At 40.0% G+C, this 13,560-nt stretch carries 10 protein-coding genes; 2 read left to right on the top strand and 8 right to left on the bottom strand.

Features of this window, described 5'->3' with window-relative positions:
- Window positions 1–53: 53 nt before the first annotated feature.
- The 7 genes from CHJ_RS01915 to CHJ_RS01885 all read right to left on the bottom strand — a co-directional run bounded on the left by CHJ_RS01915 (window position 54) and on the right by CHJ_RS01885 (window position 8,305).
- The gene (locus CHJ_RS01915) at window positions 54–1,613 is read right to left on the bottom strand and encodes a methyl-accepting chemotaxis protein (RefSeq protein ID WP_317916734.1); all 1,560 of its coding nucleotides are present in this window, start codon (window positions 1,611–1,613) and stop codon (window positions 54–56) included.
- A 193-nt stretch (window positions 1,614–1,806) separates the two neighbouring features.
- On the bottom strand, window positions 1,807–3,135 hold the full coding sequence (locus tag CHJ_RS01910; RefSeq protein WP_317916733.1) for an anaerobic C4-dicarboxylate transporter: 1,329 nt from the start codon (window positions 3,133–3,135) through the stop codon (window positions 1,807–1,809).
- A 210-nt stretch (window positions 3,136–3,345) separates the two neighbouring features.
- Window positions 3,346–4,620, bottom strand: a complete 1,275-nt coding sequence (locus CHJ_RS01905; RefSeq protein ID WP_171755312.1) for an NRAMP family divalent metal transporter — start codon at window positions 4,618–4,620, stop codon at window positions 3,346–3,348.
- A gap of 364 nt (window positions 4,621–4,984) precedes the next feature.
- Window positions 4,985–5,599, bottom strand: coding sequence for a LysE family translocator (locus CHJ_RS01900; protein ID WP_171755311.1), 615 nt, complete (start codon window positions 5,597–5,599; stop codon window positions 4,985–4,987).
- A gap of 114 nt (window positions 5,600–5,713) precedes the next feature.
- The gene (locus CHJ_RS01895) at window positions 5,714–6,643 is read right to left on the bottom strand and encodes a LysR family transcriptional regulator (RefSeq protein WP_317916732.1); all 930 of its coding nucleotides are present in this window, start codon (window positions 6,641–6,643) and stop codon (window positions 5,714–5,716) included.
- A 149-nt stretch (window positions 6,644–6,792) separates the two neighbouring features.
- Complete coding sequence (locus tag CHJ_RS01890) at window positions 6,793–6,951, bottom strand: hypothetical protein (protein WP_171752333.1); 159 nt, start codon at window positions 6,949–6,951, stop codon at window positions 6,793–6,795.
- 343 nt (window positions 6,952–7,294) lie between these two features.
- A complete protein-coding gene (locus CHJ_RS01885) occupies window positions 7,295–8,305 on the bottom strand; it encodes a porin (protein ID WP_317916731.1) in 1,011 nt (336 codons plus the stop codon).
- Between the two features lie 217 nt (window positions 8,306–8,522).
- On the opposite strand from CHJ_RS01885, the gene CHJ_RS01880 reads away from it, so the two are divergent.
- Window positions 8,523–9,044, top strand: a complete 522-nt coding sequence (locus CHJ_RS01880; RefSeq protein WP_171752335.1) for a DUF2058 domain-containing protein — start codon at window positions 8,523–8,525, stop codon at window positions 9,042–9,044.
- A 72-nt stretch (window positions 9,045–9,116) separates the two neighbouring features.
- On the opposite strand, the gene CHJ_RS01875 is transcribed toward CHJ_RS01880, so the two are convergent.
- A complete protein-coding gene (locus tag CHJ_RS01875; RefSeq protein WP_171752336.1) occupies window positions 9,117–11,087 on the bottom strand; it encodes a methyl-accepting chemotaxis protein in 1,971 nt (656 codons plus the stop codon).
- 514 nt (window positions 11,088–11,601) lie between these two features.
- Here CHJ_RS01875 and CHJ_RS01870 point away from each other — a divergent pair.
- Entirely contained in the window at window positions 11,602–13,464 is a 1,863-nt protein-coding gene (locus CHJ_RS01870) for a methyl-accepting chemotaxis protein (RefSeq protein ID WP_317916730.1), read from the top strand.
- The last annotated feature ends 96 nt before the right edge of the window (window positions 13,465–13,560 follow it).

Raw genomic sequence — 13,560 nt, 5'->3', positions numbered from 1 at the left:
CAGGTGAGGTGCTAGGGCGAATTTCTACCTAACATCCTCATTTATCTATACGCTTATGATTGAAACTGTTTGATCAAGCGTTGTAGTGCTTCTAAATTGTTGACCAGTACGCTTGTGCGAGATACCGAAGACTTAGAAACGTCTAATGTCTCATCAGCTAGCACTTTAATATTGGTCACGTTTCGATTGACTTCTTTAGTAACTCCAGCCTGCTGATCTACCGCAACCGCGATTTGATGACTATTGTCGGTAACAACAGTTAATAGACTGGTAATATTATTGAGCACTTCGCCTGTTTGATTAGCACGATTTGTACACTCAACCGATAGTTCCCCACCCTTACTCATAATAGATACGGCATTATTCGCGGTACTTTGCAGCTGCGCTATCATGGTATGTATCTCATCGGTAGAAGAACGAGTTTTCGTCGCAAGAGCTCGAACTTCATCTGCGACCACAGCAAAACCTCTACCCGCTTCGCCTGCTCGTGCAGCTTCGATAGCGGCATTTAATGCTAGTAAGTTGGTTTGTTCTGAAATATTACCGATAACTTCTAAAATGCTCTCTATCTTCTCACTATTTTTGGCAAGATGATCAATTACTTCTCGGGAGTTCTCTAGCTCTTCCGCTAACTGCTCTATCACCTCGATGGTTGTAGCGATACTTTCAAGCCCTTTCTGCGATTCTCGATTTGCCTCTTCAGTGACTTCTGAAGCCGCTGAAGCATTATTCGCAACATCCTGAATTGAATGGCTAAGTTCTTCCACCGCCGTCGCCACTTGTTCCGTTTCACTAAACTGCTGGCTCAAACTCTGTTCAATAGATTGAATTGTACCGAACTCTTCTTCAGCTGCGATTAAAATTTGCCCCGCGGTTTCACTTGTTCTTCCCGACACAGCTCTCAGTTCAGCTTTTCTCATGATCAATGCCAGTTCAACCTGAGAGTAATCATCAAAATAGCCAGTATAAGGTTTTTCCATCAGAGGATTATTGTAAGACTCTTCGGCTAGCTTTCTAATTGTTTCAAATCTTCGCTTTTGATAAATAGAAGAGACAAACAAGCTTCCCCCTAAAACAGCACCGGTAATACCAACAACCAAGGGAGAAATACCTACTAGCGTTAAAAGCGAGCAGACAATAAATGCTAACGATAATGCAATATTGAAAGTAAGCTGCGGAAAACGCGTTTTTGTCACACTCTTTCCTTGATTAATCTTCTTATACAGTTCATCGGCACGATTGATCTGTTCAGGTTCCGGTTTAGAGCGCACAGATTGATATTCTATTACGTTGCCATTTTCATCCTTTATCGGCGTAACGAAAGCAGAAACCCAGTAATGGCCATCATCTTTACACTGATTCTTAACCAGCCCCATCCAGCTTTGCCCAGACTGAATGTACTGCCATAGCTGAGCAAATGCCGCTTTAGGCATATCTTTATGTCTAACAATATTGTGCGGCTCATCAACTAGTTCATTCTGTTGGTATCCAGCCACCTCGCAAAACACACTATTTGCATAGGTAATATGACTCGAAGGATCAGTGGTAGATATTAGATTGGACCCTTTAGGATAGTTTTTATTAAGCGGATCACTTGCGGCACTGTTAGACATTGGAGGTCTCTAATTGGCGAATGGAATGAAGAGAGTGATCTTTACCACAGTTTCATTGTTGAGTTATTTGATAATAATCAATTCATTACAATTATTATTTAATTAATTTTATCTAAAAATTATATGTTGAGAATAAATAGCAGATAAAAATTAGGCTCCATAAGGAGCCTAAACAGAACGAACATTAACGCTTTTAGCCTAAGAATATTTGCCCTAGCAAATACCCCACACAACAGGCACTTACCACGCCAATTATACCAACCGACATAAACGAGTGATTAAAATACCACTTACCAATTTTGGTTGTCCCCGAAGAGTCAAAGTTTACGGTAGCGATATCTGAAGGATAATTTGGAATAAAGAAGTAACCATAAACAGCAGGCATAATACCTATGAGTAGTGCAGGATCTAAACCTAGCCCCAGACCTACCGGCAACATCATACGCGCCGTTGCAGCTTGCGAGTTAACAACCACAGAAACGATAAATAGAGCAAAAGCGAAAGTCCAAGGATAATCAGTCACCATACCAATGATGCCTTCTTTAAACTCAGGTAATGCATACTTGAAATAAGTATCAGACATCCAAGCTATACCAAAAATAGCAATTGCTGCCACCATTCCTGACTTAAATACAACCCCTTCAGGTACTTTCCTTGGATCTGTTTTTGTCGCAAGAAGAATAACACCACCAAAAGCCAGCATCATCATCTGAATAATCACCGACATTTTTATTGGTTTACCACCTTCTACAACCGTTCTAATTTCTGGAACCATAGCAATCAAAACAATAACTGCTAAAGCAGAAATAAATAGCAATACCGCATTTCGAGCGGAGGTTGGTAGTGTTTCATCAAGCGTAGTATTAGTGGTATTTAAAATTTTCTCACGCCACACAGGATCTTCAAGACGACGTTGATACTCAGGATCATCTTGTAACTCTTTACCTCGACGTAAACTATAAAGAGCCATGAGTAACGTACCTAATAGAGTAGAAGGAACCGTAACCATTAAGATTGAAACCAGAGTAATCTCTACCTGAATATTTGACAGCTGAGCGAGATAGTAGACCACAGCAGCAGAAATAGGCGACGCCGTTATCGCAATTTGAGAAGCAACAGAAGCCGCTGCCATTGGACGTTCAGGACGAATACCATTCTTTAACGCAACATCACCGATAATAGGCATGATGGAATAAACCGCATGACCCGTACCCAGCATAAACGTCATAGTGTAAGTAACAAACGGGGCAATCAATGTGACATTTTTTGGATTTTTTCTAAGGATTCTCTCGGCCACTTGTAGCATGTATTTAAGACCACCAGCGGCTTCCAATATAGAAGCACAGGTAACCACAGCTAAAATAATCAGCATTACCGTGACGGGAGGTGATGTTGGGGGCATCCTGAAGATAAAGACTTCTACAACTAACCCGATACCGGAAACAACACCTAATCCTATGCCACCATATCGGGATCCGAGATAGAGCATTACCAGTAAGAACATAAACTCTAGATATAACATTTTATTTACCTAACATATTAATTAACTGGTTATATTTTCCTCCTACTTCCCAGTTCAAAAAATAACAAGCATCAATTTATTCTGGATATTCATATAAGAACTTACTGGATTCACGCGATAAATCACATTTATTGCTCATATCTACGAATAAGTGACAAAAAAATAGCAGGTTATTTCAACCTGCTATTGATAACGTTTATAGCATTTTATTTACATTAGCCATTTCCACCAGATGAAAACAGCCAAGAAACCAAATAGATATGTTAGCCCTGCCCAACAAAGCGCTTTCATACCATTCGAGAGAGCAAGCTCCCCTTTTAATTGTGGTCCAGAGACTAATCGGTAATTGAGAAGAGCAAATATCGGCGTGGTCATAAAGGCCAAAATCATTGCAAAGTTAAGCATTGTCATCAGTGCGGAGGTGAAAAATAACAGCACTGCCATCGCAAGAACACTCACCACAATCATCCAAACATTATGGTAACGGCGTTGCTCTAAAGGTTTATTTTGCAGAAGCAATTGCGCTTCGGCCAATGCACGTGCATAGCCATCGATTACGGTAATTGTGCTGCCAAAGATACAGAAAAACGCCACCACTGCAATTAAGTAGCGCGACCATTCACCAATTGTTGACGCATACATACTAACCAGTTGATGTGAGAAACCTATGCCCGATGTTTTTAGCTCCTGACCATTACCATGCAGTACTAGAGCGCCCAATGCCAAAAAGACAATAGCAAGCAAAGCTGTACCAATATAGCCAACATTAAAATCAAACAGAGCTGATTTTGTGGTTACGGTTTGCTGCTTTCTTTGGCTCTTTAACCATAAAGAAGTGAGGCAGGAGATCTCGATTGGTGCAGGCATCCACCCCATCATAATGACGATAAAGCCAATAGCTGCGATATTCCACACAGGAGGAGATTGAAAATCGGCGGGTGCAACCGCTCCATTACTAGATGCAATAGAAACGGCACCAACAGTTGCTATAACCAAAACCACCATAATAGTCTTAGAGATAGTATCTAGCGCCTTATAGTGCCCAGCTAATAAAATGACCAAGCAAGTCACCGCTATAATCGCAGCGTTGACGGTTAAAGAGAGTTCAAACGGAGAGAAATAACCAAATAAACTAGCGCTGAACAACAACAACGCTGCACTATTTACCACCGCAGAGATAGCAGCCAAGCCAGTAAACATCCAAAGATAGCCCCTGCCCATTTTGCTGTAACCTTCAATTAGGCTCTCTCCCGTTCCCATAGTGTACTGAACACCAGCTCGAAAGAATGGATATTTGAATAAGTTTACCAGCAAAATAACGACCACTAACTGCCAGCCATAAATGGCACCCGCTTTCGTCGATGCCACTAGGTGAGAGCCACCTACCGCAGCAGTTGCCATCATAATCCCAGGCCCCAATGAACGAATAAGATTTTTAAAATGACTGGTACTGGTATTGCTCTCTACTGCAGCAGAGTTTTGCATGATTCTATCCTTGTAATCGTAATGAAGTCGTAATTGCAAGAGAAAATAAGATTTACCCCAACAGCTTATAATCTCTTTTATAGATGCTATTTTTCCTCTTATTCACACCATCAATCAACCCCTACCAAAGCATTGGGCAGTACTTTATTCCATTATTTAACATAAAGACAGTTGAACAACCTAAAAGATAAACATAAAACCATCCATACATAGTGCATTAACTCTAAAAAAAACCATAAAATATATTTAGCATTACGTACTATATTATTTACACCCATCATTCGAAACAAATAGTTATGAAAAAAAGACGTCATAGACTTACATCAATGACGTCTTATTTAACAGTAACTTAATGTCTCAATCGTTATGCAGTCCAAATAACTCTTATTGCAAGAGCGATCAATACGATTCCGGAAAGTTGATCAATTAACTTAGCTTTACTTCTTAACTTTTCTAACAGCAATGAAGAAGAGAGCATAAAGGTGATCAAGGTATACCATATACCATCAACCAAAAATGGCGTCATGACCACAACCGCTCGACTCGACGCCTCACTACTTTCAGAAACGAACTGACCAAATAAAGCGATAAAAAACAGCATAATTTTCGGGCTGGTCAAGGAAATAAGAAACCCTTCTTTTGCAGACTGCCAAACACTAACCGCTTCCCCAGACTCTAACTTAGCCGCGATTCCCCCTTTAGAGCGAATGGCATTAAATCCCAAGTAAGCCAAGTAAGTTGCGCCAACGTAGCTCAAAAGCTGAAACAGCATCGGAGATTGATGAAGTAGCGTCGCTAAACCGACTATGGTTATAAAAGCGTAAATCGCGATCCCTGAAGCGTGAGCCCACGAAGTAGCAATGCCGTTTAAACGACTTCCTGCCAAACTATGTTTGGCAACAATGGCCAGACTAGGCCCTGGGGACATTGCTCCTAGTAAACAAATAGTAAAAAGGGATAACCAAACCGTAAATGACATACTTAATCCTTACTCGACAAAACAACACCTTGTCATTTTGTCTGTTAAAACTGTAATTTGGTTAAAGCGTAACAGTGTTAACATATTATTTGAAATCACTTCTCATCATATAAGTCATGATTTGAAATGATGACCTATTGAATATTCTGATTGTTGGAGAGCATTATATGTAAGCTCACGCAGCCATTTATGCGCTAAATCATGTTCAAATTTTGGATGCCACAGCAACCAATATTTCTGTACAGGTAACTCCAATGGCAATTGCGCATAGACAACAGAACACTCTAAAGAAAGATTTCTTGCTATGTGTTCAGGAATAACTAATAAGTAGTCAGAACAACAAAGAGAATGAATAGCCGAAGAAAAAAATGGCACGCGCATAGCGATAGTTCGAGATAATCCTAACGATGCCAATTCCTTATCCACACTAATATCTTTATCACTTCCACCAGTAACGACAATGTGTGAATAACACAATAACTCTTCTATAGTCAGTTTCTCTTTACCAGCTAAATAGTGATTATGTTTCATGACAACGACAGGCCTATCTTGCCCTAGTAAGACACTAGAGAGGCCAGCAGGAGCTTCAGGAAGCATGGCCGATGCTAAATTTAACTGGCTAGTCGCAAGCGCATTGATCATCTCTGGTTGCCACATTTTAAATTCAAAGCGCGAGTTAGGAGCAAAAGATAGAATCGTTTCGACTAAATGGGGATAAATGTATTGGGCCACATAATCACTAGAGGCAAACGTGAATTTTCCATGCCATTCATGAGCGATAAATTTATCGTCTTCCAATAATTGTGCAAACTCATTAAACAAGTCGGCCATTTTTGTTTGCAAGTATTGCGCTTTAGGTGTCGGATAGAGACGGTTACCTTCTCTAATGAGCAAAGGATCAGAAAATAATAATCGTAATTGAGATAACTGCCGACTCATGGCCGACTGAGTGATATTAAGACGCTTTGCAGCTTGAGATACATGACACTCTTCCAACAAAATATGCAAAGAGCGTAATAAATTGAGGTTAACGTTATCAAGCATTGCAAAACCTAGCATGTCTAAAATGGTGTGTCGAAAATAGACTATTCACTGAGGGTTGTTCAAGTAGTTTTAAAAAAACACCCCATAAAATGGGGTGTTTAGATGTATTAGTTTTGGCAATAATTTAGCAACGCAACTAATCGTAATCGTCAGTCTTGTTTTTTATTCCAATCTTTTGATAGATATTTACGAGCTTCACAGCAAGGACAATAAGGCAATACTTTGCTGTCATCGTCAATCACAACAGCCAATCTGCAAGTTTCACATACGTATGAGCCTTTACCCGGCTTATCTCCTGTTGAAAACATTCATACCTCCCCTGTAGAACATTATCCCAGCCATATTTGCATCTGGTATCATATTTATTAAAGCTATTGCTAATACTGCCTAATTTCATAGAATTAAAAATGATCCAGATCAATTTTCACTCAGTGTAAACGTTAACTCACAATGATTTTACAATTGCATAAGTTTTCACACTTACTTCTGACAATAAGCTTAATGCCACCATTGATAGCATAAAATGCGAATAGTTATTCGCGCTAGATTAAAGGCAACACAACACCGGTTAACATTTCATTCACCAGAAAAAAGTGAAGACATTTTACTGTCTTCACTTTTTCACTAAGTTAAATCAATTAATTACGTGGCTTATTCTTGATACTCAAACTCATTAACGGTTACTTCTACACGACGATTTTCCATTCGACCTTCAGGGGTATCATTGGACGCTTTAGGGTTCATTTCCCCTTCGCCTGAAGAACTGATTCGTGACGATTCAACGCCTTGTGAAATGAGGTAATCAGCAACAGACTGAGCACGTTGCTCCGATAAGGTTTGATTATAGGCTTCAGAACCATTGGAATCGGTATGACCAACTATTTCCACGGTTGCTTGAGGGTATTTCTTCATGACCCCAATTAGCCAATCAAAATATTGTTCGCTATTTGCCGCTAATTGAGCACTGTCATTGTCAAATAACTCCACTCCGTACTCTTTAAAGAGCTTCATCGGTTTTTTCTGCGGCACTGGTTTCACAGGTTCAGGTTCAGGTTCTGCTTTAACCACTGGTTCTGGTTTAGGCTCTTCCTTCACTACCATTGGGACTGGCTTAGGCTCACTGCCACCAAACTTATAACTTAAACCAAGAAATACAGAATTGACATCCAAACTGCTAATAAAATCATCGGTAATATTATTGATACGTTGATACTCTAAACGAGCTGCCCAATTGTCAGTAAATTCATACTCAACGCCGAGTGCCGCAAGTAGCGCGATATCATTGTTGTCATCGTAATTCACCCATGCTCCACCTACTTTGGCAAACAGGTCCCACGACCCCATAGGAATAGATAATTTAGGAGCCAAAGTAAAAGCTTTTAAAGTGTCATCAACGACATAGTTATTGCCAACATGAGTAAAGTTTGATTTAAAGTCACCAAAAATATCGTAACCCGCTTCTAATGCAAAAATGTCATTAAAGTCGTACCCTGCATAAAGACCACCACCAAACGCATCATCATCACACGAGCTGCTCGCACTCACAGAGCAAGAGTCATTTAACCACGTTTGTCCTAACTTGCCTCCTAAATACACTTCGGCAGACACCACTTGGGGCATCAATACCATAAGGCTTGACGTAAGCACTGCTAACTTTTTCATAAATAATCCTTTATAATTTTTACGTTGCTACAAATGCATAAAGAAGGTCACAACCAGTACCTTACAACTTGCTTTGTATTTTTTACGATAAACACCGTGGGCGAAATCAATACAATTAAAGAATCCGTCTGCACATAACTTATTGTAGGTTAGCATGTTAGCAATGCCACAATTGGCATTAATAAATTTTTTGGTTCAGTAATTTAGGTTATACAAAATGGCAAAACTAAGCTTACAAGAGCAGATGTTAAAAGCAGGGCTCGTTAACGAGAAAAAACTTAAAAAAGCAAAGAAAGGCTCTAAGAAATCTCGGGTTCAAGCCAGAGAAGCAAAAGAAGCTGTTGAACAAAAAAAGGCTGAGCAGCGCGAGCGAGATATTGAGCTCAATAAACAGAGAGCTGAAGAGCAGTTAAGTAAAGAACTTAAGGCTCAAGTAAAACAGTTAATTGAAATGAATAAAGTTGATACTAAAGATGGTGACATTAAATACAACTTTACTGATGATAAATTTGTTAAGTCTCTTTATGTTAGCCAACAAGTACAAGATCAATTAAGCAAAGGGATTCTTTCTATTGCTCGCAGCGAAGAGAGCTATGTTGTTATTCCGTCTTCAGCTGCCAATAAGATTGCAGAGCGCGACCCAGACTCAATTATTGAAAACAATACTGCTTCTGATGACGTTATGGATGAAGACGATCCTTACGCACAGTTTGTCGTGCCTGATGACTTAATGTGGTAAAAGCGTAAAAAGCCCTCTTAAAAAGAGGGCTATCTATCACCAGATTAGAGATGAGTTAAGCTAAAATCACGACTAACCTTTCTGACTAATGGCATACAGTCGTTGAGCTTGATCCATCGATTCTGAGCTAACGCTGCTAAACACTTCCGCATCCTCTACATTTTTATTAGAAATATGTCGTATACGTTCAGCCAGTTCATCAACACTGTCAGTAACTTTGGCTTGTTGTTCAGTCGCCGCCGCTATACTGGTTGCTCTATCACGAATATCATTGAATGCGATAACAATCTCTTCGTATTGAATTCGAGTCTCTTCAGAACGCTCATTGACTTTTTCTGACAATTCTCGACAGCCATCAATCACGCTGACACCATCTTTCGCCGCTTCCTGCAGCTTCTTAATCATACTTTCAATTTCAACCGCTGATTTTTGTGTACGGCTTGCTAACGTACGAACTTCATCAGCAACAACGGCAAAACCTCGGCCAGACTCCCCTGCTCTAGCAGCTTCAATGGCCGCATTAAGAGCCAATAAGTTGGTCTGTTCTGAAATATTCATAATGACATCCAGAACCGAACCCACTTCCTGAGAATCTTGAGAAAGCTTTTCTACAGCCCCAGAAGCATCACTCAAATTGGTGAATAACTGATTAATTGACTGACCACTGCTCTCTATCAACTTAAATCCACTATTCACCATTTCAGCCGACTGTTCAGTTATATTCGCGACAGAAATAACATTTTGGGAGACATCTGTTGCTGTCGCGGCCATTTCATTAATCGCGGTAGCAAGTGTATGGTTTTCATCCATCAATAAGCTTGCACGGCTGGAAGAAGAAGAGCTTAGTTGATTGATAGACTCAGCGTTATTTTTTACTTTCTCAGCTTCATTTTGAACTTTAAATAAAATATCGACAAGGTTATCACCATAATCGTTAATGGCAGAACAGAGTTCTCCCATCTCATCTTTACTTCTCACTTCCAACTTATTATCGATATTGCCATCCACTAACTTACGCACCTGTTTTGTTGTCGACTGAAGCTGAGCAATTAATCGATTTCCAGCAAACAGTAAGACAATAACAAACACCACAATGAGAGTGACTAACGAGCTATATAATGCTTTTGTTAACGAGTACACCGAGGCCATAGCAACAGAAGCGGGCAAAATAATCCCCGTACGCCAGCCTTGTTCTGGCAAAGTATATGTAACTAGAATGGATGAATCATCTGCAATCACCCCTTCTTCTAACTCAATAGGTTGGTTGTCTTTTTTGTTTAATGCATTAACGAAAGGTTGTAATGTTCGATCACTTTGAGCTACTTGATCAAGAGTTTGCATGGATAGGTTTTCAGAACGAAGCATCGGCATAGAGATCAACTGCTGCGACTGGTCAACAATAAAGCCAAAAGAGCTAGACGCTTTATTCTCTTCCGTCAACAAACCATCCAGCCCGGCCAACTCAACATCAATGGTAGCGACGCCCCAAAACTGGCTGTCTCTTTCTATCTCTACAGAACAAGTCACCATCTGAATGTTAGAGACAGGGTCTGTATATACCGCTGACCAAACACACTCTCCAGGAGCCGTTCCTTTCGCATCTTGATACCAACTTTCCTGCTGATACGGACTGCTTGAGGCGGAGTTATAATCATCCAATAACTCAAATCGGTTTGGCCCAGCTTTTGCCCAAAATAGTGACGCTTTGTCTTGTCCTGCTATCAGCTTATTTGGCTCTGGCCAAATTCCACCACCGGCAACTCCCGTACCACTGGCAATAAGGGGTTCCAACTGGCTAATAAATTGTGACGTATCAATGGGTAATATTTGTGCTAATGAAGCCAAGTTTTTGGTTAATACTGCGGTTTTAGCTAGCTCTTTAGCAATACTTTCGCCTGTGGTTTGCGCTTGTAGTTCAGCATTTCGTATCGACTGTTGACGAATAACAGGGGTTGCAAAGTACTGGATAACCACAAACAGTATCAACAACGCTGCGACCAATAAGGAGAGACCTCCTGCTAACAATTTATGACGAATTAACACAATTATTTCCCTCTGGTTAAAGTATTCAATGAGTCCGGCTTCAATTATTACTTCAGTTTGAACTTCTTAAATAATTCTAATTTTATCAGTTCAAGTACAGCAACAAGCTTTATATGCATCGGAGACTCTTCTATTCCACATTGAATAACTACTGAATTCAGAAGTAGATAGCGTAAAACGCCACCCAAAACAGCCAATGATGTATATATTTACCTGCATGTATAAATCGAAGTTATATTACCCAGTTAAAAAGAAAAAAAACTTGATGAGCACCTCTTTTAGCTTATTACGCAACCAGATAAAGTGAAATCAATTGAGTACATTATCAATATGAACACTCTCTTTTTATTTCATAAATGAATCAAAAATGAGTTCTATGATCTATTTTTTAGCTATTGATTTACATACCAAATGTCGTATAAGGAATGCGTCACAACCATAAAATATAATGAGTTAATTGCATATAACTCAATAATAATATTCTAATAAATTCATTCAGATAGGCTCTATAACAATGTCAATAAAAAAAATGCTCGTAACGATAATGGCTATTATCGTGCTAGGGATGCTTGCTCTAATGTTTAGCACCCAACAACTAGTGCAAAAAATTGAATCCTCTATTGAAGCGTCTCGATATGTCGCCGATGTTAAGGCCGATATGCTCATACTGAGAAAAGATGAAAAAGACTTTCTCTCCCGAAAATCAATTAAATACACAACACAGTTCGACAGCCACTTTCAAGATCTAAACAATAACCTCAAATTACTGGAGTCTAAGTTAACCGACGCTAAGATAAATTTTGCAGAAAAAGAAGATCTGGTAAATGCCTTTAATCAATACAAAGAAGGCTTTGAAGAGCTTACCAAAATACAGCAACAAATCGGGCTAGATGAAAACAGTGGCGCATATGGTAAGTTAAGAAATGCCGCTCACAACTTTCAAGTAATAACGCAAGAAAGCAATGAACCAGAACTTGAGCGTCAACTGTTGCTACTTCGTAAATATGAAAAAGACTTCATGCTCCGCTATGATATCAAGTATGCAGAGCAGTTTTCTCAACAAGTCTCAAGCACATTATCTACATTAAAAAGCAGCCAGTACGCTGCCATCAGTGCAGATTTATCCTCCATGCTAAATGCATACCATGCATCATTCGAACAGTTTGTTTCTCTCTCTGAACAAAAAGGACTAAATGACAATCAAGGAGTGATTGGTAAGTTAAGAGCAACCATAAAGCAGACTGAAACTTTGCTGGCATTGGAGGCGGAAAAACTACAACAAGAGGTGGCTACGGTCAGAGACGAGACTAAATATACGCTAACAAGTCTAAATATTGGTTTAGCCCTCCTCATCTCAGTATTGGTGTTGTTTATTGCAAATAGAATTACATCACGACTAAAACAAGTCACCGATACGATGAATGACATCGCGCAAGGAGAAGGAGATCTGCGCGTCAAACTGGATGAGTCAGGTAAAGATGAAATTGCCGAATTAGGCCAAGCATTTAATATTTTTGTTGGTAAAATTCATGCCACTGTAACCACAGTGGCTCATTCCGCAGAACAACTTGCAACGACTTCTGAAGAGATGTCCGTCGTAATGACGCAAGCGCAAGAAGGGGCTTATAAACAGCAACACGACATCAGTCAAATCTCCGCTTCTATGGAAGAGATGAACGTGACAGTTCAAGACATCACGTTAAACTCAACACAAGCGGAAGAAGCGGCAACCAATGCCAGAAAAGAAGTTTACCAAGGCTGTGAAGTGTCTGATATCAGTATTAACAATGTCACTGAACTGGCAAATGATGTAGGTAGCACTACCGGAGTCATTAAGAAATTGGTGACCCACAGTCAAGATATTGGTGGCGTGCTTAAAGTGATTCAGGAAATTGCCGACCAGACTAACTTACTGGCGTTGAACGCCGCAATTGAAGCGGCTAGAGCTGGAGAGTCAGGAAGAGGATTTGCAGTGGTTGCTGATGAAGTCCGAACATTGGCGATGAGAACGCAGGAAGCGACCAAAGAGATCCTCACCATTACCGATGGAATTCAAGCGGATGCAGAAACCGCAACCAAAGTGATGGTCAGTAATGAGAAACAGGCCATGAGCACGGTATCTCAAGCCAAACTTGCAAATGATGCGCTCATTAGTATTACTAGCTCAGTAGAAATTGTTACAGACATGAATAACCAAATAGCCGTTGCTACCGAACAACAGAGCCAAACCAGTAACGAAATTAGTCACCATATGGCCGATATTAGTCATATATGTGAAGAGTCGGCAGCTGGCATTGAACAGCTTTCTACCGCCAACAAAGAACTGGTCGCAATGACCATGAACCTTAAGGCGCTAGTTGGACAATTTAAGCTATAGAGTATCTTTATAAGAACATAGAGTTACTATTCAATTTCACAAACCCAGCTATGCTGGGTTTTTTATTGGCTCCACCTATCCCCTCAGCTTATCGGC

Source organism: Vibrio sp. MACH09 (genome assembly GCF_033238805.1).
Taxonomy (GTDB): domain Bacteria; phylum Pseudomonadota; class Gammaproteobacteria; order Enterobacterales; family Vibrionaceae; genus Vibrio.
The sequence above is the reverse complement of the archived record's forward strand: the minus strand, read 5'-3'. Positions and strand labels throughout refer to the sequence as shown.